This is a genomic window from Streptomyces roseifaciens, assembly GCF_001445655.1.
Taxonomy (GTDB): Bacteria; Actinomycetota; Actinomycetes; order Streptomycetales; family Streptomycetaceae; genus Streptomyces; species Streptomyces aureoversilis.
The window spans coordinates 182,332-208,670 of record NZ_LNBE01000001.1; the positions used below are offsets into that span (position 1 = coordinate 182,332).

Genomic DNA, 26,339 nt, shown 5'->3' on the forward strand with positions numbered 1-26,339 from the left:
TGGCCATCCGCCACGTCCGTCACCTGGGCCATCCGCCCGGAGCCGATGTCCCCGAACCCGACGCCTCTCATGGGGCCTGCTCCTACTGTGGGAGACATCCGGAGACATCCGGAGACACCTCGGATCCGAGCGTAAGGGGAGGACAAGGTGAGCGGTCAGGATCGACAGTCGGGTGACGGCGAGGTCGGAGGTCCCTACTCGAGTCCGGGCGACCCCGGGAACCCCATGCCCCAGGAGGAGCCGCTGCCGGAGGAAGACGATGATTAGCCGCTCGGCAGGCAAGGCTCGGTGCCGTGGTGAATGCTGAGGCCCTGCGGGCACGGTGCGCGCAGGAACTGGAAGCAAGTCCGCGTGGCTACTTCGGCGGCCTGTCCTGGCTCCGTGACGCCTTCGCCTCCGTACCGCGGGAGCACTTCGTGCCGGACCGCATCTGGTGGCCCCGCCCGGGTGAGGACGGCCAGTACCTCCTCATCGACCGCAGCAAGACCCCGAAGCGGTGGCTGAAAGCGGTCTACCTGCTGAGAACCCCGCTGATCACTCAGATCGACGACGGTGCAGTCCCCCCGGACGGCCCGGCGAGCGGAGCCTTCACCTCCAGCATCTCCTGCATCACCGTCGTGATCGAGATGCTGCGCCACCTCGCCCCCGCTCCCGGGGACCGAGTGCTGGAGATCGGGACGGGCACCGGCTACAACACCGCCCTCCTGGCCCATCGCACAGGCCCGGACACCGTGACCACCGTCGAGATCGACCGGGCGATCGCAGACCAGGCCAGGCAGCGGCTCGACGCCGCGGGCGTCCGTGCGCGGGTGGTGACCGCGGACGGAGAGCAGGGCGACCCTGCGGACGCCCCCTACGACCGCATCGTGTGCACCGCCTCGGTCCGCCGCATCCCCCCGGCCTGGCTGCGGCAACTGCGCCCCGGTGGTGTCCTCGTCGCCCCTTTGGACACCCCCGCCGGCCACGACATCACGGTCCGCATGACGGGCACCGGCCGAGGCGGCGCCGTCGGGCGCCCCGTCGCCACCGTGGAGTTCATGCGCCTGCGAGGCCAGCGCGCCCCCCGCCTCCACACAGACCTCGGCTGGCCCGCCGGCATCGACGCGCAGCGGTGGAGCGACTACGAGGTACACGCCGATCAGCACGGACAGCGCATCCGCCCGGGGCGTTGCCAGACCTGAAAAACCCTTGGCGTCCTCGACGTCCGTACTCCTAGAGTGATCGGTGTCCAGGTGCGAAGACGGGACCTACTTCGACTCTTAATCGGGAGGCCGCGGGTTCGAATCCCGCCGCCGGCACACAGGCCGGCGTAGCTCAGGGGCAGAGCACCTTGTCGGTTCCGCCGTCTTGAACTCTGGACACAAAGCTTCAGCACCTCCCGGTGCGCGAGCCACGGCTACTTCGTTGTGATCGAATCCCATGCCGTGGCCACTTTGAACTCGGGAGGCGCGGCACCGGGGCGTCCGGTGCGCAGGTGACGGTTACTTCCGGAACAGCCGGTCGCGGGTTCGAATCCCGTCCCAGCCAAGGGCTGGTGTAGCTCAGCCAGGCAGAGCAGCTGTCTGTACCGTCGCCGACCTCGTGATCTCGGACGCCCCCGTGCCGTGCTTCCCCGGACGAATTCGGGGGAATTCGCATGGCACGTTTCAACACCCGTGCACCCAAGGCAGCCGGGCCCGTCTCTCCCGTGACCACGACCGGGCGCACCCGCACCCACCTGGGCGGCAAGGGACACGCGCGGGACGACCGCTCCGAGCTGTTCCTGCTCGCGGTCGCCAACTTCGTCTCCCAGCAGACCTACCACGAGAGCGGTACCAGTCGTGACGACCGGTTCGCCGCACTCGTACGCAAGCTCGCCGTCGAGGACCCGGCCTGGACCGCCGGCCTCCTCCGGTGGCTGCGCGGCGACGGCCGGATGCGCACCGCCTCCCTCGTCGGCGCCGCCGAGTACGTCAAGGCACGTCTCGACGCCGGCGCCACCGACGGCCCCACCAACCGCCAGGTCGTCGACGCCGTACTGCGCCGCGCGGACGAGCCCGGCGAGATGCTGGCCTACTGGACCTCCGCCTACGGCCGGAACGTCCCGAAGCCCGTCAAGCGAGGCATCGCCGACGCGGTCAAGCGCCTGTACACCGGCCGCAACCTCTTGAAGTACGACACCGCCTCCAAGGGCTACCGCTTCGGCGACGTCCTCAACCTCGTCCACCCCACGCCCGACCCGGACAAGCCGTGGCAGGGCGCGCTGTTCCAGTACGCCCTGGACCGCCGCCACAACCCGGACACCGCCACCCCGCCCGCCTCGGACCGCACCCTGACCGCGCACCGTGCGCTGATGGCCGTGCCCGTTGAGGAGCGGCGGGCTGTGGTCACCGGCCCCGGTGGCGCCGAGCGGCTCGCCGCAGCGGGCATGACCTGGGAGGCGCTGGCCGGGTGGCTGCAGGGCCCGATGGACGCGGCGGCCTGGGAGGCCGTCATTCCCTCCATGGGCACGATGGCCCTGGTCCGCAACCTGCGGAACTTCGACGAGGCCGGAGTGTCCGACGCGGTCGCCGAGCAGGTGGCCGCCCGGATGGCCGACCCGGAAGAGGTCGCGCGTTCCCGGCAGTTCCCCTTCCGGTACCTGGCCGCCTACCAGCACGCCCCCTCGCTGCGCTGGGCCTACCCGCTGGAGCGGGCCCTCGGTCACTCACTGGGGAACGTGCCCCAGCTGCCCGGCCGGACCTTGATCCTGGTCGACCGCTCCGGCTCCATGTGGTCACCGCTGTCCGACCGTTCACAGCTCAACCGCGCGGACGCCGCCGCCATCTTCGGCACGGCCGTGGCGATGCGCGCGGCCGACGCCGATCTCGTCGAGTTCGGCACCACCAGCGCGCCCGTGACCTACCGTCAGGGCGAGTCGGTCCTCAAGGTGCTCGAGCGTTTCGGGAGCCTCGGCGGTACCGACACCACCGAGGCGGTACGCCGGCACTACCGCGGCCACGACCGGGTCCTGATCGTCACCGACGAACAGGCGGCCTACCACCACGCGGGCGACCCGACCGAGCAGGTTCCGGCCCACATCCCGGTCTACACCTGGAATCTGGCCGGTTACCGGCCCGGCCACGGCCCGTCGGGATCCGCCGACCGGCACACCTTCGGCGGGCTCACCGACGCGGCATTCCGGATGGTGCCGCTGCTGGAAGACGGCCGGGACGCCCACTGGCCCTGGGAGGACTGAGCGCCGGCGGCCTCGGTCTTGTCTATCGCTGCATCGCTGCATCGCTGCATCGCTGCATCACCGCATCACCGGAGTGCCGGCGCAGCGTCGCGGTGGCGATGTCCAGGAAGTCCCGAACGGGGCCCGCGCAGCTGCTCTCCGGTACCGCCAGGCAGGTCTCGACGGGCAGGGCATCGGTGACGGGCAGGTAGACGAGGTCACGGCGGGAGTACGAGCCCGCCACGCTGAGGGGGACGAGCGCGATGCCCTGCCCGGAGGCGATGAGTTCGAACTTCTCCTCCAGCGAGGACGTCCGTCGCGTCCTGACGTCGAGGATCGACTCACCGTCGAGATCGGCCGACGTGAGTGTGTGCCGGCCGGCCAGCGGATGCGTCACGGGCAGGCACGCGACCTTGGTCTCGTGACCGATGGGGACGGTGCGCAGCCCCGAATCGTCGAAGGGGCGCCGGAGGTGGCCGACGTGCGCGCGGCCGTCGCGGAGCGGCGCGTCCTGCTCCCACCAGCGCAGCGGGAAAACATCGATCTCGACCTGCGGGTGGCTCGCCGTGAACGCCCGGATCGCGTCCGACACGTGCAGGCCGGGTGAGAAGGCGATGACGAGCCGCTGCGCGCCCCGCTCGACCTCGTGTACGCGCCGCAGCGCCGCGGCCACCACCGTGGTGATCCTTCGCGCCTCGTCGTAGAGCTGCTGCCCCGCGGGGGTCAGCTCAACACTGCGCGTGGTCCGCGTGAACAGCCGGCATCCCAGCTCCTGCTCGAACGCGCGGATCTGCCGGCTGAGGACCGGCTGCGCGATGAACAGCGCCTGTGCCGCCCGGCCGAAGTGCCGGTGCTCGGCCACCGCGACGAAATAGCGGAGCTTGCGCAGATCCAGATCCAGATCCATGCCTCAACGGTATCAATGCGGTCGGAAGAGTATTGGACGCCCGGCGGGACCACTCGGAGACTCGAATGGTGAGTGATCGTCACCACCACTCCGGCGGACGGCGGTTGCGAAGGACGATGCGCGACAGCTCTGACCCACGATAGGAATCACATGACCGACACCCGTAAGACCGCCCTCATCGTCGGGGCCTCCCGGACCCTGGGCCTCGGCCTCGCCGCCGAGTACCTTCGCCGCGGCTGGGACGTCATCGGCACGGTCCGCGGCAGCCGGCGCACCGGTCTCCACGACCTGGCCGAAGCGTCCGGAGGGCGGCTGACCATCGAGTCGCTGGAGATGACCGAGCCGGAGCAGATCTCGGCCCTGCGCGACCGACTGGCACGGCGCACGCTCGACCTGCTCTTCGTCAACGCCGCCATCACGCGCGGCGACATCCCGATCGGCGAGGTCCCGACGGACATGTTCACCGAGGTCATGATCACCAACGCACTCAGCCCGATGCGCGTAGCCGAGTCCTTCCGCCCGCTGGTCGCGCCGACCGGGACCATCGGCATCATGTCCTCCGACCAGGGGAGCATCTCTCTGAACGATGACGGCGGCCAGGACCTGTACCGAGCCAGCAAGTCCGCGCTGAACCAGCTGATGCGGAGCTACGCCGCCCGCTATGCCGAGGACAAGCGGACGCTGCTGCTCATGGACCCGGGGTGGGTGCGTACCGAACTCGGTGGACCTGACGCCGATCTCAGCGTGGAGGAGAGCATTCCAGGGGTGGCGGAGACGATCGAGCGCCACCGAGGGGAGCCCGGCCTCCACTTTCTCGATTACCAGGGGCAGGCCGTGCCCTGGTAGACGCCGCGACCGGACCTCGCCCCGTCGCGCAGGCCACTGCGTCACCTCGCGTCACCTCGCGTCACGATCACCGACTTCGACCTGTAGCGGCAGCGCCGAGAATCTGAGTCAGGCGGGTTTCAGGGGGCGAAGACCGTGCTGGCCAGGATCACATGGGCGGCCGTGCCGCCGAGGATGCTCAGCAGCGCGTTGCGGCGCCACAGGTGCAGGCCGACGGTGACGGCGAGGGCGGCCGGCGGGGCCAGGGTGGGCGCGTGGGTGAGGGGGAGGTCGCGCAGGCAGTAGGCGAGGAGGATCACCATGACGCCGGCGGGCATGCGCGTGCTGAGGTACTGGACGGTGCTGCTGGCGCGCAGGGGCGTGAGGACGGCGAAGGGAAGGGCTCGCAGGCCCCAGGTGACGGCGGCGGCGACGAGGACGGCGGCGATGGCGTAGCGCGTGTCAGGCATGGGTCGGCTTCCTGCCGGTGGTGAGGTGGCGGGTCAGGAGGGAGGCGGTGAACAAGGCGAAGGCGGCCAGGAGCATCTGGCCCGGGAAGAGGAGCCGGGCGGCCAGAGCGCTGAGCAGGGCGAGCGCGGGGGTGGGCAGGTCGCCGCGCAGGTCCCGGACGGCGTCGAGGGCGAGGACCGCGAACATGGCGGTGAGGGCGAAGTCCAGGCCGGTGACACCGTCGGGGATGAGGGAGCCGAGCAGGGCTCCGGCCACTGCGCTGCCCGCCCAGTACAGGTGCAGGAAGAGCTGCAGCTACAGAATGCGCCGGCTGGGCCAGGCGCGGGCCTGCTTCCCGGTGGTCAGCGCGTACGCCTCGTCGCACAGGGCGAAGGTGGCGTACGTCTTGCCGAGGCGGCCGGATATGCGGTGCAGGGGGAAGGACAGCGCGTAGAAGACGTGCCGGACGTTCACCATGAACGCGGACAGCGCGACGGCCGTCAGTGGGGCCGCGGCCGTGACCATGCCGATGAGCAGGAACTCGAACGATCCGCCGAAGGCGAGCGTCGCGGACAGCCCCGCCCACCACCAGTCCAGGCCCGACTGGGTCACGAGTGCTCCGAAGGCGAGGCCGAGCGGGACGAATCCCAGGCCGGCGCCCGCAGAGTCGTTGAGCGCCGCACGCGCCGAGTTTCGCCGCATGTACGGGCGGCCCGACTACTTCATCCGCGTCGCCGTGGCCGATCACGCTGCTTACGAAGCCTCCCTCACCGGCAAGCTCAGCTGCTTGCCCGCCGTCCTCCGCCTCGAATCCCACCTGACCATGAAGGAGATCAAGACCAACCGGTAAGCGCGGCACGCGACAGCTCACGGTGATGCGCTCGGGAGTGCCTAAGCTTCGGCTGTGCACGACACCACTCATGGCATACGCATCAGACCGGGCAGCCTTGCCGACGCGCCGGCCATTTTGGACATGCTCGACTCCGCGGTGGTCTGGATGAACGATCGCGGCAATACCGAGCAGTGGGGTACGACACCGTATTCGCAAAGGCCGGGCGGGGTGATGCGGGTCGAGCGGTACACAACCGAGAACGCCCCTTACATCGCGGAGCTGGACGGGAGACCTGTCGGAGCTCTGGTGCTGGACTCCGGGCCAAGTCCGCAGATGCCGATCGCACCGGCCGAGGAACCCGAGCGGTACGTCCGGCTGCTGCTCTCCGACCGACGGTACGCCGGCCTGGGCATCGGGGCGGCCCTGCTGGCCCGTGCTGCCGAGGAGACCCGGCGGGCCGGCGTGAAGCTGCTTCGGGTTGACTGCTGGGCGGGCGGCGGGGGTGAACTGGTCGCGTTCTACGAGCGGAACGGTTTCATCTCCACCGACCGGTTCCTGTCCGGAGCCTGGCCGGGACAGGTGCTGGCCCGGCGGGTCGGCTGACGGCGCACAGGCGGGAAAACCTGCCGGGGTTCGGATGGCATGTCCGGGTGGCTACGGTCGCGGCCCGTGACACAGCAGTGCAGCGTTCAACTGGCTGGGAATGCCCTTGGTGTATGCCTGGCCGCAGCGGAAGGATCCCGGGTGTTGGCAGACCGTCCACGACCTGGGAGTTGCCCATGAGTTCACGTGTGACACGTATCGCCATCGCTGCCGGTGCCGGCCTGCTCGTCCTGGCCGCAGGGAGCGCCACCACCGCGCAGGCCCGGACGGAGCCTGTGTCCGGGGGCAGGACTTGCCTGGTCAACGTCGACACCAACAGCACCCGGTGCTTCGGCACCTTCCGTGAGGCCGTCGCCGCTTCCACGGAGGGACGGATCACCGACGCGCCCCTGTCCGGCAAGGACGCCGCGCGGGACCGGAAGCTGGTCGACAGACTCCGCGTGTCCTCCGCCGCGAGAGGGAACCTGAACGCCGAGCTCGCCATTCTCTACGAGCACTGGAACTTCGGCGGCACGTCGATCATTCTCAACGGCGGCGCATGCCAGAGCGGCAACGGCCGGGACTACGCGGGCGAGTTCACCGATTGGGCGGACAGCATCAGCTCGGTCATCCCCGTCGCCTGCTGGATCGAACTCTGGGCCGACCCCCACCAGACCGGTACGCACCAGGAGTACCGCGACTCCACGCCCTATGTGGGGGATGCCATGAACGACCGGGCAAGCTCGTACGCCCTCCTGTAAGCAGCACGTCCCACTCGGTACGGCGGCGGTGCCGCCGGTGGCAGAGCCACTCACGGCGCCACTGGCGGCGCCGCCTGTCCTGCTACTTCGTGCAGGCGTTGCCGGTCCTCGTGGAAGCCCATATCGTCGGCCACGGCCATACGCCGGATGGTGGGCCCCGCTGAGGCGTACCGGTTCGCCTCAGCGGGATGTTCGGCGGATCAGCGGGTGCAGTTGATAGCGGCGTTGGCCCCGTAGTAGCCGGGTGCGAGCCGGTAGGAGTCGGCGTAGAGCAGCACGCACTGCTCATTGAGGAATCCGCTGATCACGGCGGCAGCCGCACCGGCGACGATCTTCGCGTCGGGCGTTCGCATCACGACATGATGGTGCCGACCGCCCGCCTTGCTACGGTCGTCGCCGCCGAACTTGCCTGTGGGCCCTGGGCGGATGCCAGGACCGCACAGGTGCCAAGGTGGCTCAGACCCGAGGTAGGTCCGGGATGGTCTCCCGTTTGTGGCGCATGTCGGCGGCGTCGGTGTGGCGGCCCAGGGCGTCGAGGACATCGGCCAGGGTGGTCAGGGCACGCTTCAGCAGCGGGATGTAGGAGGGGTACTGCTCGGCCGCAGACCAATAGGTGTTCACTGCGGCCAGGGCCTCCTGCAGCGCCGACGGCAGGTCGAGCCGGGCGTGCAGCCGCATCTCGGCGTAGAAGAGTTGCCGGCGGGTGAACTCGGGCAGATGCGCTCCGGGGGCGGATTCGGCGAGCGGTCGCAGGAGCTCCAGGCTCTCCTCGCTGACGCCGAGCATCTCGTCGTACCGGCCCAGCGTTGCCAGTTGCTCGCCGAGCGTGCCCAGCGACATCGCCAGCTGCGCGCTGTATGTGGCCGGGCCGCCGAGGGCGACCAGTTGCCGGTACCGGCCGACGGCCTCTTCGAGTACCCCCGCGGCTTCGGCGGGTCGGCCGACGGCGGAGTGGCGCAAGCCCATGTTGAACAGACAGGCCGCGAGGAGGGGCATGTACGCGCGAGGGTCCTCCTGGGCGAGCCTGCGGCCGGTCTCCAGTGCCTCTCGCGCGGGCGCGACGGCCTCTGTGTGCCGAAGCGTCTCGGCGAGGCGGATGCCCAGGTTGCTCAGGCAGTCCACGAGCTCGGGCAGGTACGCGGGCTCGTCCTGGGCGAGGTGCCGGGAAATGCCGACGGCCTCCTCCTGCGGCGCGACCGCGTCCTGCAGCCGGCCCCCCGCCGACAGCAGGCCTGAGACGCGGGTGAGGACGGAGACCAGGTGCGGAAGGTGCCGGTCGGGCCTGTCGGCGGCGAGCCGGCGGTACAGGGCGAGCGCCTCCTCGAAGGTGACGAGCGCGTCGTCGCGCCGGGACAGGGTTTCCAGCTGTCCGCCGAGGTTGCACAGGGTTTCCGCGAGGCCGGGGCGGAAGGCGGCAGGGTTCGCCTTCTCCAGCCGGCGGTACAGCTCGACGCACTCCAGGTTGGGCGCCATGGACTCCTCGTGACGCCCGAGGCGTGCCAGGGTGAGGCCGAGTCCGTGGAGCGTCGCGGCCAGTCCGGGCAACTCGGTCTGCGGGGCGGCCGCCACGAGGGTCCGGCCGTAATCCAGGCACCCCTTGTACAGCTTCAGCGCCTCCTCCGGCCGGCCGTTCTCGGACAGGAGCGAAGCCAGCTGGCGTGCCGTCGCCGTGTAGTTCGGCAGGTGCCGGACCGCCTCGTTGCCGCGGTTGCCCTCCACGACCTGCTGGTACATGAAGAAGGCCAGCTCGGCGTATTCGATGGCCTGGTCCGGCCGGCCCAGCCGCTTCAGCAGGGAGGACAGTGCGCCCGTGGCACGGGCGAAGGGGGCCAGGTAGAGGTCCTGGTCGTCCTGGGTCAGCCTGCGGAGCACCCGCACCGCCTCGACGGCGGGTTCGGTCGCTTCCGCCGGCCGGCCTGCCTCCGCGAGCAGCTCGCTGAGGTGGCTCAGGCTCGCAGCGTGGTTGTGCAGGTCGATGTCGTCCGGCCGGCCGGCGGTCACGACCGCGCGGCTGTATGCCACCGCCTGGGCCTCGGCGTCGAGGGCCTCGCTCCTGCGTCCGGCGTGCGAGAGCCGGATGGCCAGGGTGTGCAGGGCCTTGCTCCGTTCGCGCGGCTGCTCGGTGACGGCGATCCGGTGCCGTGTGACGCGCTCGGTGAGGACCGCGTACCCGGCGTCGATGTCGACGTGCCGCGTGTTCCCGGTCACGGACCGGAACACGCGCTCGATCCCTTCGACCACGTCGAAGTCGAGTTCTTCGGCCCTTGCGAGTGAGGCCAGGGCGACGCTGCCCGCGTCGAGCGCGAGCCCCGCGTCCCGCTGCAGCGCCGGGAAGAGGTGTCCCTGCCCCACGTGCGGCCACCGGCCGGCCGCCTCCGCGAGGAAGGTCACCGCACGCGGTGTCCAGGGCGCTGCCGCCCCGTCCCTGCCCCGCGCCAGCAGCGCGGTCACCCCGAAGGCGGCCCAGGGGTCGGTGGCGTACCCGGTGACGGGGCTGCCGGGCAGGGTGAGCGCCAGGAAGTCCTCCGCCAGACGGTCGGGCAGCAGGGGTTCGAGGACGTGGGCGCCGGCCGGGTCGGTGGGCGGGTAGCAGACCGCATGGTCGCTGAGCAGCTCGTCGGGGGCCGTCTCCGGTATCAGCCTGCCCAGCACGGCGCGGCCGGCGGGGCGGGTCACCGCGCCGGTGAGGACGGCCGTGAAGACCGCCCGTCTCATGACGTGGTCGGCCGTGCGGTGCGGCAGCCCCGCGGCCGCGTTCTCGTGGAGCTGCCGCCAGTTCTCGTGCTCGCGGTCGAGCAGGTACGCGGTCAGGCCGGTCATGTCGCCGGGCGGCCGACGCCCGTGGGCTCGTGCGTCCACGGCGACCAGGGCGGCCATCTGCACGGCGAGCGTCAGCCCGAAGTCGTCGTGACCGAGCGGCCCCGGCGGAGCGATGGACTCGACGTCGGGGATCCCGGGGTAGCGGGCGGCGAAACAGGTCCGGGCGGCCACGAACATGCGGCCACGCTCATCGCCCTCCGCGGGCAGAGGGCGCAGCAGCTGGTCCGAGGTCTCGATGTTCTCGCGCAGCCGGTTCAGCTGCCCGCGCACGGCCGGCCAGCCGTGGGCGGAGCGGCCGATGAGCAGGATCCGCGCCGGGACCCCCTGTCGCAGCAGCCGGTTGTGGAACAGCCAGCTCAGGTGCGAGACGGGCCACCGGTCGGCGTAGTCGACGAGGACGAGGACGCCGGTGTGCCCGTCGAGCCGCAGGTCCTGGCTGCCCTCCGCGGGCGGGGCGGTGTCGGTGCCGTGCACCGCGGTGACGACCTTCCACCCGGCCGCCTCGGAGTCGGCGGCGAGCCGCGCCGCCAGCCGCGTCTTGCCCTGGCCGCCGGGACCGTGCAGCCAGCGCACGGCCATGCGGGCGTGCTGGTCGCGCCAGGAGATCAGCTCGCCCACCTCGGTGTCACGGCCGGTGAAGTCGACGACCTCGGCCCGTGCGTCGAGCATGCGGCTGGGCTGGGCGCGCAGCCACTCGCCGTCGAAGCCTAAGAGTCTGCGGTACGCGAACAGCAGGTAGACCGGGGTCCCCGCGCCGAAGACGTGGATGTCCGCGCCGATGGCCCCGTACGCGTGCCCGTTCTCCGCCCGGACCTCCTGACGCAGGACCGCAGGGCTGCCCGGACCCTCGGTCACCGCGCCTCCCCGGAGGGGTCGGGGGCGATGGGCACCTGGCTCTGGTTCACGGTGTAGTGGTTGACGTTGCCTCCTTGCGCGGCGTACGTCGTGCCGTGGTCGCGTGCGATGTTGGTCTGCTGCCAGGTCTGCCCTGTCTGCTGCGGCGCGATCTCCGCGAGCGCAGCCCGCAGTTCCGCCTCGGCCTCGGGATGGTCTCTCAGCAGCGTCTCCAGCTCCAACTGCCAAGATCCGACCAGAACTTGCCGTACCCGCTCCAGGCGTTCCCGGTCGTCGGCCCGGGCGATCTGCGCAGCGCCCCGGTCCAGCTGGGCTCGGATCACCGACCCGTCGTCGTCCGCACGCCCGAAGACGCGCGCGAACAAGTCCTTCGTCGCCTGCCAGGCGTCCGTCGCCATGCTGTTCACGAGCACCGTCGCGGCGCTGAGCACGAGGGCCGCGGAGGGGTCTGCCATGTCTTCCTCCTGTCGAAGCTTTTTACGACAGTAGGGAAGAGGTGTGCGACACCGGCTCGGTTCCGGTGGAGAGCCGTCGGCAACACCCCTCGGGGGTGAGGGTGCGGGAGGCCTGCCGACGCAACGGCATCTCCGCCTCCTCGGAGGCGGAGAGTCGATAAGTTGTAGGCCATATGGATGAATTGCGGCATCTGTTCGGGTGGAGTTGGGCAGTTCACAGGGGCGTTTGTCCGTCATTGCGATGCCTGGAGGCCGAGATGAGACACGCACGTTCCCTGGTGATGTCGGTCGTCGCGATTCTCGCGGCAGCGGCTACGACCGCCACCGCACAAGGTCAAGGTCAAGGCCAAGGTCAAGGAGACGGGGCGCCGGAGCGCGTGAAGTCGCGTGTCATGGCCGCGCATACCGTGCACGTCGGCCCCGGCATCAGCATCCCGCCGGGTGAAGCTCGCATTGCGCCGCCGGTGACGTGCCCGAGCGGGGAGGTGGCTTCCGGAGGCGGATTCGAGACCACCGGAACTTCCGTGTTCCCCACGTGGTCCCGTCTTCAGCCCGGCACCCGCAATGCCTGGCAGGTGAGGGGGTTCAACGCCGGTGGCGCCGCGGAGCGCATCAACGCCGTCGTCATCTGTACGACGGCACCACACAGCGACCACTCGGGCAGCGTGTCACTGAACCCGGGCGACTCCGGCCTCGCCAACGGTCCCTGCAACGACGGGCAAGTCGCCAGCGGAGGCGGGTTCTCGTCCACTTCGGACCTCGTCCGACTCTCCAGCTCCGTCAACCAGGCCAGTACCTGGAGTGCCGGTGCCACCAATCAGGCGGCCACCCCTCAGACCCTGACCGCGCTGGGGATCTGTCCCACGGTCCCGCACCACACCGCGTTCCGGAGGGGGCCGGTTGCGGCGGGGGCAACCGGGGAGCTCACCGTGCTCTGCCCCGCGGGGGAGGTGGTGACCGGTGGTGGCGGCAGCGGCCCGAACTCCACCTTCATGCGTGACTCGGCTCCGTCGGGCAACGGCTGGAGGATCCGGAGCACCAACACCAGTGACGGCAGCAAGACGCTCACCGTCGTCGCCGTGTGCACCGCTCTCTAGAGCCGGTCTTCGCGGCGCTTGATGCGGATGTGGACGGCGCCACTGCTCAGGCGGTGGCGCCGTCGCGAGCGAACTTCCCGAGAGCGCGAGCGAACTTCCCGAGAGGGAGCCCGGCGTCAGAGAACGCAGATCCCGGCGAGGCAGGCGCGGATGCCGAGGAGCGGGCAGCAGTCGGTGAGGCTGCCGCAGGGCCCCTGCACGAGGCTGCAGTCCTGGCAGGCGGTCCGGATCTCCTTGCGGATGATGACCTTCTCCCAGCGAGGTGTCCAGCCCGATGGGCAGGGACTTGAGGAGGTCCGCGAGCCCGGCCCGGTGAGCGGCCGCGACGACGGTATCGGCATCCGTGCCCCGATCGGGCCGCCCGAAGTCGATGTTGTCACCGGCGGAGAGTTTGTAGCGCTGGAAGTCCTGGAAGACCACGGCGGTCGCGGCGGACAGCCGGGCCGGGTCCGTGAGCGTTTCGCCGTCCCAGGTCAGGTGGCCGCTCGTCGGCGGGTGGAGGCCGGCGAGGATCTTGGCGAGCGTGGTCTTGCCGGAGCCGTTCTCCCCGGCCAGGGCGACGACCTGCCCGCTCCGTAGCCGCAGTGACACCTCCGTCAAGGCTGGAGCCACCCGTCCGGGGTAGGCGAAGGACACCTCCCGGGCCGCGAGCGTGCCGAAGGCGGAAGGCGCCCGTGCGGGCGCCGGAGCCGGCGCCGCCGTGAAGGTGGCGAGGTCGCCCACACGCAGAGCAGGTTGCCGCCGCCGATGCCGATCAGGGAGGTCACGGCGTCCAGCCGGGAGCGCAGCACCGACACCCCGCCGATGGAGGCCACCGCGGCTCCGGCGGTGAGGTGGCGGGTATGTGCCGCCCAGGCCAGATCCACCGCGAACCGCACCCCGGACCACACTTCGCGCGGGCCCACGACCCCGGCCGCGACGGCCACCCACAGGCCGGCGGCCCGGCCGGGCCCGGCGTCCGGGACGAGACAAGCCGCCAAACCGGTGCAGGCCCCTGCGAACAGTACGACGTTCCGGGAGAGTTGAATGCCCGAGACCGGGCGTGTGGGCGGCCATCATCGCGCAGAGGAACGCCACCCCGATCGCGGCCCGCGCGCCCACCGCGACATACGCCGTCAGAGCGACGATCCCCACCGGGGAGGGGAGGGGGAGCAGCGGGGCTTCCTTGCGGAGGATCGCGGGCCCTCGCTGCGACTGCCCCGGTCGAGTCAGGCCCAGGGAGATGGCCAGGGATGGACGCCTGGCCGGTTGCTTCGACGACTGCGGGTACCGCGAGGCGTGCGACAGCCGGGTCACCGAGCCAAACGAGGCTGCTGGCCCTGCTCCGCCGTGAGCGCATTCCGCCCGGGGCGCTAACCGGGGCGCCAATAGGTCATATTCCGGCCTATTAGCCGCCTAACGTGGAACGTGTCGCAGGGAAAACACCCTGTTTACGCGTAATTCGCCGATACATCCCAGAGGGAGGAAGCCCGACATGGCTCTCAAGGAAACGATGCAGCGATTCACCCCGATGCTCTACGTTCGGGGCAGCTACGAGGCCGTCGCGTTCTACCAGGACGTCTTCGGTGCCGAGGAGATCCAGGAGCGCACCATGCTCCTGTCGCAGGTGCCGGGCATGAGCGAGATCCCGGGTGCGGACAAGGTCGTCGTCTACTCCAAGCTGCAGTTCGCCGACGGCAGTGGCCTCAACGTCGCGGAGCTGTCGGACGAGGGTGTCTACGCCAAGGACGGCGGCGCGGTCGTCGGCAACAACATCCACGTGGGGCTGCAGCACACCGATCCGGCCGTGCAGAAGGCCGAGTTCGCGAAGCTGGCCGAGGGCGGCGCGGTGCTGGAGCCGCTGGAGGAGAAGTTCTGGGGCACGCAGTTCGGCATCGTCCGTGACCGGTTCGGCGTGATCTGGGAGTCCAACTGCTACCTGCAGCAGGGCTGATCACCTAGCCGTGCCAGTGCGCGCCCGTGCCCGTGCGCGCACGGCACCGCCCCCGTTTCCACGGCCTGTCAGCGGCCGCGGGAGCGGGGGCTTCCCGTATCCGGGGTACGGCTGCTGCTGACGTCGCGTATGTAGTCCTCCCACCGTGGCAGGCCGTGGCCGGCGGCCCGGGCGTGGATGTGGGCGGTGACGTCGCGGACGTAGGCGTACGGCATGGCGCGGTCGACGGCATAGGAGACGGCCAGGCGCTCGTGGAGGTGGGGCGGGAGGTGGGCCGCCGACTGGCCGAGGAACCAGTCGCGGGCGCCGGGGCTGATGCGCATGACGTCGGGCCAGACGGTGACGGCCCCGGCGTCGGCGCAGGCATCGACGAGGGCGTTCAGGGCGTCGGGGTGGTCGCCGGCGTGGGGGATGACGCGGGAGATGAGGACACCCGCGGGGACTCCGGCCGCGCGCAGGGCGGCGACGGTGGCCAGGCGGGCGCGCGGAGGTGCGGCGTGGGGTTCGAAGGCGCGCCGGACGCGTTCGTCGAGGGAGCCGAGCGAGGTCATGACGAGGACGTTCGCGGCGCGCGCGGCTGCGGCGTAGAGGGGGATGTCGCGGCGCAGGAGGGCGCTCTTGGTGGTCGTGGTGAAGTTGACGCGGTGGTCGGCGAGGGCGCGCAGGATGCCGGGCATGAGCTGGTAGTGTCCCTCGGCGCGCTGGTAGCAGTCGGTGGAGGTTCCGACCATGACCCAGTCCTCGCCGGTCTTCCCGCCGCGCAGTTCGCGGCGCAGCACCTCGGCGGCGTTGGTCTTCACCACCACCTGGGTGTTGAAGCCCGCTCCGGTGTCGAAGCCCAGGCGGGCGTGGCCGTCGCGGGCGAAACAGTACGTGCAGGCGTGGGTGCAGCCCCGGTACGGGTTGAGGGTCCAGGCCATGCCGCCCGGCCGCGCGCCCGCGACCTTGTTGAGCAGGGTCCGGGCCCGCTTCTCGTGGAAGGTGATGTCCCGGAAGCCGGGGGCCGGTGCGGGTGGCGGGGTGACGAGGGCCGTGTCGAAGAGCCCGGGCTGTTCACTCATCGCGCACCGGCTTCCTGCCCGGCGCTGCGTGCGGCACGCAGGACGCGTTCGCCCAGTACCCGCAGGTGTTCGCCGAGTTCGGGCGGGTCGAGGACGTCGAAGTCGAAGCCGAGGACGGCGACGCGGTAGGCGAGGTATTCGAGGGAGTCCGCCCCGGTGAGCAGGCGGCAGGTGTCCTCGTCGGCGGCTTCGACGACGCCGAGGGTGGCCGGGATCCGGTCGGCGACCTGCTCGGCGGGGGCGTGGACGAGCAGCAGGGCGCGGTGACCGGCGGTTCCGCTGAGGGTGCCGGCCACCCACGTCGCGGCGTCGACCCCTTCGGGCAGCTCGCGGGCCGGTACGCGGGCGCCGGTGCGCAAGGGGTCGGTGAGGCGGTCGAGGCGGAAGGTGCGCCAGTCGGCGCGGTCGCAGTCGTGCGCGACCAGGTACCAGCGGCGCCCGGCGGCCACCAGCCGGTGGGGTTCGACCAGGCGCCGCGTCTCGCTGCCGTTCGCGGCGCGGTAGGTGAAGCGGAGCTTCTCGTGCGCGACGCAGGCGGCCGCGATCAGTGCCAGGTGCTCGGCATCGGCGGTGGGGCCGCCCTGGGGGACGGCGACGGCGGCTTCCTGGAGCACGGTCACGCGGCGGCGCAGCCGGGAGGGGAGGACCTGTTCCAGCTTGGTGAGAGCGCGTACGGAGGTCTCCTCGATGCCGGTGACCGAGCCGGCCGCGGCGGCGCGCAGACCGATGGCGATGGCGACGGCTTCCTCGTCGTCCAGGAGGAGGGGTGGCATGGCGGTGCCGGCGGTCAGCCGGTAGCCGCCGGTGTTGCCCTGGGTGGCGTGGACGGGGTAGCCGAGTTCGCGCAGGCGGTCGATGTCGCGGCGGATGGTGCGAGGGCTCACGCCGAGGCGGTCGGCGAGCTCGTGGCCCGGCCATTCGCGCGGGGACTGCAGTAGCGAGAGCAGTCGCAGAAGGCGGGCGGGTGTATCACTCATGCCCGGGAGGATGACAGCCCAATAGGACATTTCCCGGCCTATTGCGCTTCGCCAGGCCCTCTGATCAGGCATTTCACCCGACCAGGTCCGGACGGGCCCGGCCGGGAAGCCAATAGGTCATGTCCTGGCCTATTGGCTTTCTACGGTCGTATCAGAGCTTCACAGACGCTCCCGCTGCATCGGCCGACGCTGACGCCTGCTCCCTTTTCTCGGCGCCGGGACACGGCTCTCCCCGCACCGCGCTCTCCACACCGTGCAGCCGCCACGCGCGATACCCCACCTGGAGTACCTCGATGAATCCCCCTGCCACCGCCTCCTCCGTCCCCTCCCATGCTCCGCCTGATCCGCGCCGTTGGCCGGCCCTGGCCGCGCTGCTGACGGCGACGCTGATGGACGTCATCGACGTGACGATCGTCAACGTCGCCATCCCCCACATCCAGGACGACCTCGGCGCGTCCTACACCGCCGTGCAGTGGACGGTCGCCGGGTACGCGCTGACCTTCGCGCTGCTGCTGATCACCGGCGGGCGGCTCGGTGACGTCTTCGGCCGCAAGCGGATGTTCCTGCTCGGCATCGCCGGGTTCACCGTGGCGTCCGCGCTGTGCGGGCTCGCGGCGAACGCGCCGATGCTGATCGCCGCGCGCGTCGCGCAGGGCGCGATGGCGGGTCTGATGGTTCCGCAGGTCCTGGCGACCGTGCACGTCACCTTCCCCAAGGGGGAGCGGGCGAAGGTCTTCGGCATCCACGGGGCGATCACCGCCACCGGCACCATCCTCGGCCCCGTCCTGGGCGGCATCCTCGTACAGGCCGACCTGTTCGACCTGTCCTGGCGGCCGATCTTCCTGATCAACCTGCCCGTCGGCCTGGCCGCCCTGCTGATCGCCTCCCGCGCGATGGGCGAGTCGAAGGCCGAGCAGCCGCCGCGCGTGGACCTCGTGGGCATGGGGCTGGCCGCGCTGGGCCTGCTGATGCTCATCTACCCGCTCACCGAGGGCCGTTCGCTGGACTGGCCCGTCTGGACCTTCCTCATGATGGCCGCCGGCGTCTGCGTGCTCGCCGTGTTCGTCGTGCACCAGAGGGCCAAGACCGCCTGTGACGACAGCCCGCTGATGCCCACCGGGCTGTTCAAGGCCCGCAGCTTCAGCGCCGGGATCGGCGTGCAGCTGCTGGTGACGCTCAGTCTGAGCGTGTTCTTCCTCGCCTGGATGATCTACCTTCAGATCGGCCTCGGCTACAGCGCCCTGCGCGCTGGCCTGGCCGGACTGCCGTTCTCCGTCGCCGTCATGGCCGGCGCCGGGCTGGCGATGGGCGCACTGGTGCCCAGGTTCGGCCGCATCGTTCTCCAGGCCGGCGCCTTGCTGATGGTCGCGGGACTGCTGCTGTTCTCATGGCAGGTCGGCGCGGCGGGACCGGCGATCGGTTACTGGCAGATGGCCTGGCCCATGGTGGTCCTCGGACTCGGCATGGGAATGATCGTCGCCCCGCTCACCGACACCGTCCTGACCGACGTCCCCGTCCGTGACGCGGGCTCCGCCTCCGGTGTCAGCGCCACGGCCGGCCAGCTCGGCAGCGCCTTCGGCGCGGCCCTGGTCGCGGTCGTCTTCTTCGGACTGCTCAGCAGCCACACGGCGAACGACGACGTCACCGCCAGGCTCCGCACCGACCTGGCCACCACGTCGCTCGGCACCGAGCAGGCCGACCGTGCGGTGACCGCATTCACGATGTGCCACCGCGAACGCGCCGCCCAGGCCGACCCCGGCCGCACCCCGGGCAGCTGCACCGCCCTGGCGCCTGCGCACGGCGACCCGCGTGCCGCGGACGCCCTGCGACGGGCCGGACAGCAGGCCAACGCGCGGACCTACACCGACACGATCGGCGAGAGCGTCCTGTACGTCACGGGACTGATCGCCGCAGCTCTCCTGCTGATGTTCGCCCTGCCCCGGAAGGTCCGTACGCCGGACCCCGCGGCGGACCAGCAGGACACCACCCCCACAACCGCTGTCAACACGGCCTGAACGCAGGAAGAGAGCCTTCTCATGAGCTTCATGTCCCCCGGATCCGTAGTCTGGTTCGAGATCGGCACCGCCGACATCGCCGCCGTGCGGGACTTCTACGGAAGCGTGCTCGGCTGGACCTTCGAGACCGACCAGGACTCCTCCACCGACGGACGCGTCTACACCCGCATCATGGCCCCGGGCGCCCCGTGGCCCATGGGCGCGATCGAGCAGGGCGGGAGCGGCGGCACCGGTGGCGAGGCCGTCAACCTCTCCGTGCTGTCCGCGGACGTCCACGATGACGTCGAGCGCCTGAAGAGGCTCGGCGCGACCGTCGTCGTCCCGCCCACCACGGTCGGCGAGGTCACCGTCTTCGCCCGGCTCCGCGACCCGCTCGGCAACGTCTTCGCCCTCTTCTCCCGCACGACCTCGGAGCAGCTGGAAGAGCGGGCGGCCGCGACGGAGGAGCACATCGAGCAGGCCGCCTACGCGCCCGTCCCGGGCGGCTTCGCCTGGTTCGAGATCGGCACCACCGACCCGCGGGCCACCCGCGAGTTCTACGAGGCCGCGTTCGGCTGGCGGTTCGAGAAGGACGACAGTGCGGGCGGCAAGCCGTACTACAACGTCTTCACCGGAAACGAGTGGCCCTCGGGCGGCATGTACGACCACAGCACCGGCCCGGGCGGCGCCGACTACACCATGCCCTCGTTCATGGTCACCGATGTGGCCGCGACGGTCGCCGGGGCCGTCGCTGCGGGGGCGACGGTCGAGCACGGTCCGGACGGCAACCCGGACGGGCTGGCCTTCGCCCGCCTGATCGACCTGAAGGGCAACCGCTTCGGCCTGTTCTCGATGCCCCGGCAGCCCTGACGCATGAGGAAGGGGCCCGGCGCGCCGGCGCCGGGCCCTGTCATGCAGCCAGGTCCTTCCGCAGGGCTCGTGCGGTGTGGGAGGTGCGGTGCTCGAGCAACTGGGCGGGGGTTCCGGTGAACAGGACCTGCCCGCCGTGGCGGCCGCCCTCCGGGCCCATGTCGATGACCCGGTCGGCGCGCTTGACGACATCGAGGTTGTGCTCGATGACGATGACCGTGTTGCCGTCGTCGACCAGCCGGTCCAGCAGCCGCTGGAGGGTTTCCACGTCCGCCATGTGCAGGCCGGTGGTGGGCTCGTCCAGCACGTAGATGCTGCTGCGGCTGCCGAGGTGCCCGGCGAGCTTCAGGCGCTGGCGTTCGCCCCCGGACAGGGTCGACAAGGGCTGCCCCAGTGTGAGGTAGCCGAGCCCGACCTCCACGAGCGTCTCCAGCGCCGCCCGCACGCCCTTCTCTCCCCGTCCGGTGAAGAACGCGCATGCCTCCTCGGCGGTCAGGGCGAGGACATCGGTGACCGTCCTGCCGCGCAGGGTGTGCGCGAGCGCCTCGGCGCTGTAGCGAAGGCCGCGGCAGGACTCGCACACCGTGGTGACCGGGTCGGCGAAGGCCATGTCCGCGGTGACGGTGCCCTTTCCGCCGCAGGCCGGGCAGGCGCCGGTGGAGTTGAAGCTGAACAGGCCCGCCGGAACGCCGTTGGCGTCGGCGAAGAGCTTGCGCACGGTGTCCATGATCCCGACCCAGGTTGCCGGGGTGGAGCGGGAGTTCGCGCCGATCGCGCTCTGGTCGATGAAGACCGCCTCGGGATGCCGGGCGGTGAACTCCTCCGATATGAGCGTGGACTTGCCGGACCCGGCCACGCCGGTGACCGCGACCAGGACACCGGTGGGGATGTCCACGGACACGTTCTTGAGGTTGTGCAGGCTCGCCCCCGTGACCGGCAGGTGCCCGGTGGGGGTGCGGACGTCCTCCTTCACCGGCAGCGCACGGCCCAAGTGGCGGCCCGTGAGGGTTCGTGCCCGGCGCAGGCCGGCGACGCTGCCCTCGAAGACGACGTGACCGCCATGGGTGCCGGCGCCGGGGCCCATGTCGACGACGTGGTCGGCCAGCGCGATGACGTCCCGGTCGTGCTCGACGATCAGCAGCGTGTTGCCCTGGTCCCGCAGCCGGGTCAGCAGCTTGCCCACGCGGTGGACGTCGCGCGGGTGCAGGCCGGTGGAGGGCTCGTCGAAGATGTAGGTCATGCCGGTGAGGCTGGAGCCCAGGTTGCGCACGATCTTCAGCCGCTGCCCCTCGCCGCCGGAGAGCGAACCGGTCTCCCGGCCCAGGTGCAGATAGCCCAGCCCGATCTCGTCGATGCGCCGCAGACCTTCGATCGCCGCCCTCGCGATCGGCGTACCCAGAGGATGGTCGACCTCGCCCAGGACGCGGATCAGGTCGGTGATCTCCATGGCCATGTGGTCGGCGATGGACAGCCCGCCCACCTTCGTCTTCAGGGCGGCCGCATTGAGCCGTGCGCCCCGGCAGCCGGGGCACTCGGCGTCGGTGGTGAACTTCTCCACCGCGTCCCGTGTCCGCTTCGAGAGTGTGGAAAGGTCCCGGTTGAGGTAGAGCCGGTTGAAGCGGTCGACGATGCCCTCGTAGGTGACGTTCTGGGTCCCCATCCGGGTCGCAAGCTCGATCTTCACCTCGCCGTCGGTGCTGCCGTGCAGCAGCGTTTGCCACTCCTTCTTCGTGTACGAGCGCAGCGGCTTGTCGTTGTCGAACAGTCCGGAGCGGGTGAACAGCGTCCACTGCACGCCCCCGACATTGAACAGAGGGAAGAGCAGGGCCCCGGTGTTCAGGGACTTGCTCCGGTCGAAGAAGCGGTCCAGGTCGAGCTGGACGGTACGGCCGAGCCCTTGGCAGGTGGGGCAGGCCCCGGAGGGGTCGTTGAAGGAGTACGCGGTGGACATGCCCGCGGACGGCGTGCCCGCGCGGGAGAACAGCAGCCGTATGAGCGAGGCGATGTCCGTCATCGTGCCGACCGTCGAGCGGCTCCCGCCGCCGACCGGCTTCTGGTCCACCACGATCGCGGGAGAAAGGTTGCCGATGCCGTCGGCCTCGGGCTTCTCGTATTTCGGCAGGCGGTTGCGGACGAAGGCCGGGAAGGTCTCGTTGAGCTGCCGCTGGGACTCGACGGCGATCGTGTCGAAGACCACCGAGGACTTTCCGGATCCGGACACCCCCGTGAACACCGTGATCATCCCCTTGGGGATGGTCAGGCAGACGTCCTTGAGGTTGTGCTCGCGGGCACGGGTGATGACGATGCCGTGATCGTCACGACGGGGCTTGGTGCTCATGCGGTGCTCCTGGCAGGTGGTGCGGGCCCGGACCAGGCGGTGACGGTCTGGGCGGCCCCGGTCCGGGAGGGGGCGGGGACAGGACTGAAGGGGTGGGGTCAGGACCGGGTGAGGGCCTGGTCGACGTCGAGCGCCAGTCGCAGCGTCTCGGTGGCCGCGCGTGGGGTGAGGAGGGTGTCCTCGGTGCCCTTGGCGACGCAGTCCAGAACGTGGTTGATCGCGGCGGTGTAGTTGTCGGCGGGGGAGAGGCCGACCTCGCGGGAGCCGGCCGGGGTGTACTCGGTCAGGCGCATGACCGGGCCGGTGCGCTCGAAGGGACGCTCGTGCAGTTCGAGGACCCCTTCGGTGAACGTGGCCTCGAAGCCGTGGGTGACGCCGTACGAGGCCGGGACCATCGACGAGGCGGTGTACTCCACGACCGCGTCGTCGTAGCGCAGCACGGTCTCGGCAGCGGCCCGCCCGTCGCCGGCGGTGACCCCGGTGGCGTGGATTTCCCGCGGCAGGCCGAGGGCGGCGACGGTGTAGTCCAGGTCGGAGAGCATCACCTCCAGCGCGAGCTTGCCCAGGCCCAGGTCGACCGGGCCCCAGATCGGGCCGGCCTTGCGGTACGAGCGCAGGGCGCGCAGCTCACCGAGGGAGCCGTCCCGGATCACCCGGTGCAGGTGCTGCACGGCCGGGTGCACCCGCATGAACATGTCGATGAACACGTGCTTGTCGCTCGCTTCGGCGGCGCGGGTGATCTCCTCGGCCTCGGCGACGGTGGGGGCGATGGGCAGCTCGCACAGCACGTGCTTGCCGGCCGCCAGCGCCCGCAGGATGTGCTCCTTGTGCAGGGCCGTCGGCAGGCAGACGTCCACCAGGTCGACGTCCGGGTCGTCGTAGATCGCGTCCACCTCCGTGGTCGTGGCGAAGCCGAAGTTCCGGGCGAACATCGCGAGCTTCTCGGGGCTGCGTCCGTAGACGACCACCTCGGTGCCGGGGCGGGCGGCGTAGACGCCGGCGTGGGCGACGGCGAATCCGGTTCCCAGCAGTCCGATCTTCATGGCGACACATCTCCTCAGCGATATGCGAGGGAATCATCTGGTTCGTTCCCTCCGGCAAATCCCACGCTAGGAGCCTTTTAGGACATGACTCGTCCGCATGTGGAGTCACAGTGGAGGCATGACGACCGACATGCCCGCCCGGATGCTCCGGCTGCTCTCGCTCCTCCAGGCCCGCCGCGAATGGGCCGGTACGGAGCTCGCCGACCGGCTCGGCGTCACCACCCGCACCCTGCGCCGCGACATCGACCGCCTGCGCGAGCTCGGCTATCCCGTCGAGGGCACCACCGGCCGCGCAGGCGGATACCGCCTCGCCGCCGGCACCGCCATGCCGCCACTGGTCCTGGACGACGACGAGGCCATCGCCGTTGCCGTCGCCCTGCGCACCGCCACCACGGACGTCACCGGCATCGAGGAAACCGCCCTACGCGCCCTCGCCAAACTCGAACAGGTCCTCCCCGCCCGCCTGCGCGCCCAGGTCACCGCACTCCAGCACGCCACCACCGCACCCGTCGCCTACGGAGGCGATGCACGCAACCGGGCCGACCCGGCGGTGCTGGCCCTGCTGGCCGCGGCCTGCCGCGACCACGAGATCGTCACCTTCGACTACGCCACCCGCCACGGCACCCCCTGCCCCCGCCGCGTCGAACCCCACAGTCTCGTCCCCGCGGCCGGTCGCTGGTACCTCGTCGCCTACGACACCCGCAAAGACGACTGGCGCACCTACCGCCTCGACCGCATCACCGACCCTGCCCCCACCGGCCACCGCGTCCCGCCCCGCGAACTGCCCGCACCCGACCCCGCCGCCTACGTGGCCGCGAAGATCGCCTCTGCGCCCGCCCGCTACCGCGCCGTCGCCACGGTCGCGGCCCCCGCGGACGCCGTCCTCGCCCGCACCCAGGGCCTGCCCGAGCGCGTCACGCCCATCGGTACCGACACCTGCACGGTCGACCTCTCCGGTGACTCCCTCCACCGCATCGCCCAACTCCTCGCGGCACTCGGCGGGATCACCACTGTCGAGGCCGACCCGGAAGTCCTCGCCCACTTGCGCGACACGGCGCGACGCACTCTACGGCTCACGGAGGGCAGAGGCGTGCCCGATACGCCTCCGGCCGGAGAACAGGGGTGAGTAAAGAAAGAAGCGGGGCGCGGGGCTCCGAGGGCTCGGCTGCCTCGGAGCCCCCGAATCTGTCAGCGGCGCTTCTTGGTCCTCTTCTGCTGCGGCGGGTTCCACTCGCCTCGGTGAATCTGGCAGCGGGAGTACCCGATCATCGCAGGCTTCTTGCACGGCTTGCCCGACTTCGTTCGAGTCGAACCGCACTTGACCTGTTTCCCCATGCACCCTCCCCACCCGGCTGGTGATGCGTCAGGTGAATCGTCGCCGACGGGGGGTGCATGCCGCGCTCGATGCTGCCGCTCGCGGCTCGTTCCAGTCCATTCAAGGCCGAATATCCGCTTTCCTTCACCAGCGCTGCGCCCTTGCGTCACGCATGCCTGCCTTGCCACAGGTGATTGCGTGACCAACGCTGGTGTCATCAGGTGCCAACGCCCGACTGAAATACCGCTGATCGACATTTCGGAGTCGGCCGGCGTGACCGACTCGTACATGACCGGATCGCACTGAGGAGACTATGACGTCGGGGCGGAGCATCCGCTCAATACGGGTGCCGGTTCGGCTTGTTCGTCCATGCGTCGTAGGCGTGCGCGCCGATTTCGGGATGCATTTGCTCGATCTTGATTCTCCGCTCGTCGAGCGGCTTCCCGAAGTCCTCGTACTGGAACGAATCGTCGAAACCGATGCGCCGGGTGTCGTCCAAGGCGCAGCTGAAGTAGACGGCGTCGATCCGGGACCAGTAGATGGCGCTCATGCACATCGGGCACGGAGCGCCGCTGATGTAGATGGAGCAGCCTTGGAGCATGCGGGCCCGCTCGGGTACGGGGTCCGGTGAGCCTTCAGGGCGGGGGACGTATTCCAGCGTGCTCTCGTTCTGATGCTCTTCGGCGATCGACGGCGCCTCGGGGTTGAGGTATTGCACGGCCTTGCGGATGGTTTCGACTTCGGCGTGGGCCGTGGGGTCTCCGGTCAGCAGGACCCGGTTCTGTCCGCGGGCGATGATCTCCCCGTCTCGGGTGATCACTGCGCCGAAGGGGCCGCCCCAGCCGTTCTCCACGGACTCGGTGGCGAGGCGCACCGCTTCGGTGATGAGCTCTTTGTGTTCCATCGCGGAGTCTCCCATCGGCGTCGGTTTCCCGCTGCGGAGGGGGCTCGCGGAGCAGGTAATAAAACGCCCGGTTTGCCCTGTAAATACCCTATCGACTAGGCTACTCCAGGTGAGTCCACGTGCAAGCCGTGACTCCACGGCCGAGAATGCCACCGTTGTGACCTCGCAGAAAGTGCGCGCAGGCCACGCCGACGAGTACCAGCGCTGGCAGAACCGGACGAACGAGGCGGCCCGCGAATTCGACGGGTTCGAGGGATCCGAGGTGTACCCGCCCGGCGCGGGCTCCGAAAACGAATGGGTAGCAGTATTCCGATTCTCCGGGATCGACTACCTCACCGCCTGGCTGGAATCGGACCGCCGGCAGCAACTGCTCGCCGAAGGCCGGAGACTCTTCGAAGAGGACCCGACACAAGAGGTGCTCCGCGGCGGCACCACGGCCGAACAGACCCCCGAGACCGTCACGGCCGTCATCTCCCACCAGGTGAAGCCCGGGCGCGAGGAGGGCTTCCTGCGGTGGCAGGAGAAGGTCCTCAAAGCGCAGGAGAAGTCCCCCGGATTCATGGGGTCCGAGTTGTTCAAACCGGTCGAGGGGGTCGAGGAACGCTGGGTCGCCGTCTTCCGGTTCGACTCCCGCGAGCACCTCGAGGAATGGCTCGAGTCCGATGCCCGCAGCAGGCTGCTCGAAGAGGGGCGCGCCTACTTCGCCTCCTACGACGTACGCAAGGTCGGGTCCGCATTCAGCGGCTGGTTCCGCTTCGGCAAGGGCGCGCAGGACGCTGCTCCGCCCAACTGGAAGCAGGCCATGTCCGTGATCCTCGCGCTCTATCCCACGGTCATGGTGCTGAACCTGACCGTGGGATACGAGCTGGACGATCTCAAGGTGCCCGGATACATAGGCCTGTTCATCGGCAACGTACTGAGCGTCAGCATACTGACCTGGGTACTGATGCCTCTGGTGAACAAGGCTCTGGGCTTCTGGCTCGCACCCAGCCGCGCGCGCAGCCTCCGCGTCCACGTGGCGGGTGCTGCGGCAGTGGTGCTCTGTTATCTCCTGATCATCGTGGTCTTCGGCCTGACAACCCACTGACCGACCCCACCGCCGGCCGCAACAGGCCCATCGAGGA

At 70.3% G+C, this 26,339-nt stretch carries 25 protein-coding genes and 1 pseudogene; 12 read left to right on the forward strand and 14 right to left on the reverse strand.

Translation table 11 applies throughout. The features are described 5' to 3' along the window. Window positions 1-293 precede the first annotated feature (293 nt). Together AS857_RS00735 and AS857_RS00740 are read left to right on the forward strand one after the other, a co-directional pair. Window positions 294-1,181, forward strand: a complete 888-nt coding sequence (locus AS857_RS00735; RefSeq protein WP_058041116.1) for a methyltransferase domain-containing protein — start codon at window positions 294-296, stop codon at window positions 1,179-1,181. Window positions 1,182-1,636: 455 nt separating this feature from the next. Then, entirely contained in the window at window positions 1,637-3,217 is a 1,581-nt protein-coding gene (locus AS857_RS00740) for a TROVE domain-containing protein (protein WP_058041117.1), read from the forward strand. A 22-nt stretch (window positions 3,218-3,239) separates the two neighbouring features. Here AS857_RS00740 and AS857_RS00745 read toward each other — a convergent pair whose 3' ends face one another. Next, entirely contained in the window at window positions 3,240-4,097 is an 858-nt protein-coding gene (locus AS857_RS00745; protein WP_058041312.1) for a LysR family transcriptional regulator, read from the reverse strand. Between the two features lie 156 nt (window positions 4,098-4,253). Here AS857_RS00745 and AS857_RS00750 point away from each other — a divergent pair, with 156 nt between their 5' ends. Continuing rightward, window positions 4,254-4,949 (forward strand): SDR family oxidoreductase, encoded by a 696-nt coding sequence (locus AS857_RS00750; protein WP_058041118.1) that lies wholly within the window; start codon window positions 4,254-4,256, stop codon window positions 4,947-4,949. 119 nt (window positions 4,950-5,068) lie between these two features. Here the strand turns inward: AS857_RS00750 and AS857_RS00755 are convergent, their stop codons facing one another. The 3 genes from AS857_RS00755 to AS857_RS42185 are packed head-to-tail and all read right to left on the reverse strand — an operon-like array spanning window position 5,069 to window position 6,080. Then, on the reverse strand, window positions 5,069-5,398 hold the full coding sequence (locus AS857_RS00755) for a branched-chain amino acid transporter permease (protein ID WP_058041119.1): 330 nt from the start codon (window positions 5,396-5,398) through the stop codon (window positions 5,069-5,071). Next, the gene (locus AS857_RS42180) at window positions 5,391-5,654 is read right to left on the reverse strand and encodes a hypothetical protein (RefSeq protein WP_079109956.1); all 264 of its coding nucleotides are present in this window, start codon (window positions 5,652-5,654) and stop codon (window positions 5,391-5,393) included. The genes AS857_RS00755 and AS857_RS42180 overlap by 8 nt, the downstream gene beginning before the upstream one ends. Before the next feature lie 39 nt (window positions 5,655-5,693). Further along, window positions 5,694-6,080, reverse strand: a complete 387-nt coding sequence (locus tag AS857_RS42185) for an AzlC family ABC transporter permease (RefSeq protein WP_079109957.1) — start codon at window positions 6,078-6,080, stop codon at window positions 5,694-5,696. Between AS857_RS42185 and AS857_RS38450 the strand changes: the two genes are divergently transcribed. From AS857_RS38450 to AS857_RS00775, 3 genes are all read left to right on the forward strand, one after another. Next, entirely contained in the window at window positions 6,079-6,228 is a 150-nt protein-coding gene (locus tag AS857_RS38450; protein WP_216823926.1) for an Lrp/AsnC ligand binding domain-containing protein, read from the forward strand. The two genes, AS857_RS42185 and AS857_RS38450, sit on opposite strands and share 2 nt — an antisense overlap. A gap of 54 nt (window positions 6,229-6,282) precedes the next feature. Further along, on the forward strand, window positions 6,283-6,813 hold the full coding sequence (locus AS857_RS00770) for a GNAT family N-acetyltransferase (RefSeq protein WP_058041120.1): 531 nt from the start codon (window positions 6,283-6,285) through the stop codon (window positions 6,811-6,813). Between the two features lie 176 nt (window positions 6,814-6,989). Beyond that, a complete protein-coding gene (locus AS857_RS00775; protein WP_144440674.1) occupies window positions 6,990-7,553 on the forward strand; it encodes a hypothetical protein in 564 nt (187 codons plus the stop codon). Between the two features lie 200 nt (window positions 7,554-7,753). Here the strand turns inward: AS857_RS00775 and AS857_RS39740 are convergent, their stop codons facing one another. The 3 genes from AS857_RS39740 to AS857_RS00785 all read right to left on the reverse strand — a co-directional run bounded on the left by AS857_RS39740 (window position 7,754) and on the right by AS857_RS00785 (window position 11,683). Continuing rightward, the gene (locus AS857_RS39740; protein ID WP_160330159.1) at window positions 7,754-7,906 is read right to left on the reverse strand and encodes a hypothetical protein; all 153 of its coding nucleotides are present in this window, start codon (window positions 7,904-7,906) and stop codon (window positions 7,754-7,756) included. A 103-nt stretch (window positions 7,907-8,009) separates the two neighbouring features. Continuing rightward, a complete protein-coding gene (locus AS857_RS00780; RefSeq protein ID WP_058041122.1) occupies window positions 8,010-11,228 on the reverse strand; it encodes a tetratricopeptide repeat protein in 3,219 nt (1,072 codons plus the stop codon). Next, on the reverse strand, window positions 11,225-11,683 hold the full coding sequence (locus AS857_RS00785; protein ID WP_058041123.1) for a hypothetical protein: 459 nt from the start codon (window positions 11,681-11,683) through the stop codon (window positions 11,225-11,227). Before AS857_RS00785 ends, AS857_RS00780 begins: the two co-directional genes overlap by 4 nt. Before the next feature lie 575 nt (window positions 11,684-12,258). Between AS857_RS00785 and AS857_RS40805 the strand changes: the two genes are divergently transcribed. After that, a complete protein-coding gene (locus AS857_RS40805) occupies window positions 12,259-12,780 on the forward strand; it encodes a hypothetical protein (RefSeq protein WP_245699520.1) in 522 nt (173 codons plus the stop codon). Window positions 12,781-13,119: 339 nt separating this feature from the next. On the opposite strand, the pseudogene AS857_RS42190 reads toward AS857_RS40805, so the two are convergent. Together AS857_RS42190 and AS857_RS40815 are read right to left on the reverse strand one after the other, a co-directional pair. Further along, a pseudogene (locus tag AS857_RS42190) lies at window positions 13,120-13,416 on the reverse strand (ATP-binding cassette domain-containing protein); the annotation flags it as partial. Continuing rightward, window positions 13,377-13,760, reverse strand: a complete 384-nt coding sequence (locus AS857_RS40815; RefSeq protein ID WP_245699522.1) for a hypothetical protein — start codon at window positions 13,758-13,760, stop codon at window positions 13,377-13,379. The pseudogene AS857_RS42190 and the gene AS857_RS40815, both read right to left, overlap by 40 nt. A gap of 494 nt (window positions 13,761-14,254) precedes the next feature. Between AS857_RS40815 and AS857_RS00800 the strand changes: the two genes are divergently transcribed. Beyond that, complete coding sequence (locus tag AS857_RS00800) at window positions 14,255-14,713, forward strand: VOC family protein (RefSeq protein ID WP_058041126.1); 459 nt, start codon at window positions 14,255-14,257, stop codon at window positions 14,711-14,713. Between the two features lie 68 nt (window positions 14,714-14,781). Here AS857_RS00800 and AS857_RS00805 read toward each other — a convergent pair whose 3' ends face one another. After that, the gene (locus tag AS857_RS00805; RefSeq protein ID WP_058041127.1) at window positions 14,782-15,774 is read right to left on the reverse strand and encodes a radical SAM protein; all 993 of its coding nucleotides are present in this window, start codon (window positions 15,772-15,774) and stop codon (window positions 14,782-14,784) included. After that, window positions 15,771-16,751, reverse strand: a complete 981-nt coding sequence (locus tag AS857_RS00810; protein WP_058041128.1) for a helix-turn-helix transcriptional regulator — start codon at window positions 16,749-16,751, stop codon at window positions 15,771-15,773. Before AS857_RS00810 ends, AS857_RS00805 begins: the two co-directional genes overlap by 4 nt. A 293-nt stretch (window positions 16,752-17,044) precedes the next feature. Here AS857_RS00810 and AS857_RS00815 point away from each other — a divergent pair, with 293 nt between their 5' ends. Both AS857_RS00815 and AS857_RS00820 read left to right on the forward strand, forming a co-directional pair. After that, window positions 17,045-18,766 (forward strand): MFS transporter, encoded by a 1,722-nt coding sequence (locus AS857_RS00815; protein WP_058041129.1) that lies wholly within the window; start codon window positions 17,045-17,047, stop codon window positions 18,764-18,766. A gap of 21 nt (window positions 18,767-18,787) precedes the next feature. Further along, on the forward strand, window positions 18,788-19,615 hold the full coding sequence (locus AS857_RS00820; RefSeq protein ID WP_058041130.1) for a VOC family protein: 828 nt from the start codon (window positions 18,788-18,790) through the stop codon (window positions 19,613-19,615). A gap of 40 nt (window positions 19,616-19,655) precedes the next feature. Here AS857_RS00820 and AS857_RS00825 read toward each other — a convergent pair whose 3' ends face one another. Further along, a complete protein-coding gene (locus AS857_RS00825) occupies window positions 19,656-21,953 on the reverse strand; it encodes an ATP-binding cassette domain-containing protein (RefSeq protein ID WP_058041131.1) in 2,298 nt (765 codons plus the stop codon). A gap of 98 nt (window positions 21,954-22,051) precedes the next feature. Continuing rightward, window positions 22,052-22,996: a Gfo/Idh/MocA family protein gene (locus tag AS857_RS00830; protein ID WP_058041132.1), complete on the reverse strand. Its 945-nt coding sequence runs from the start codon at window positions 22,994-22,996 to the stop codon at window positions 22,052-22,054. A 118-nt stretch (window positions 22,997-23,114) separates the two neighbouring features. Between AS857_RS00830 and AS857_RS00835 the strand changes: the two genes are divergently transcribed. Next, complete coding sequence (locus AS857_RS00835; RefSeq protein ID WP_058041133.1) at window positions 23,115-24,122, forward strand: helix-turn-helix transcriptional regulator; 1,008 nt, start codon at window positions 23,115-23,117, stop codon at window positions 24,120-24,122. Window positions 24,123-24,648: 526 nt separating this feature from the next. On the opposite strand, the gene AS857_RS00840 is transcribed toward AS857_RS00835, so the two are convergent. Further along, complete coding sequence (locus AS857_RS00840) at window positions 24,649-25,215, reverse strand: nucleoside deaminase (RefSeq protein ID WP_058041313.1); 567 nt, start codon at window positions 25,213-25,215, stop codon at window positions 24,649-24,651. 157 nt (window positions 25,216-25,372) lie between these two features. On the opposite strand from AS857_RS00840, the gene AS857_RS00845 reads away from it, so the two are divergent. Further along, on the forward strand, window positions 25,373-26,302 hold the full coding sequence (locus AS857_RS00845) for an antibiotic biosynthesis monooxygenase (RefSeq protein ID WP_058041134.1): 930 nt from the start codon (window positions 25,373-25,375) through the stop codon (window positions 26,300-26,302). Window positions 26,303-26,339 lie beyond the last annotated feature (37 nt).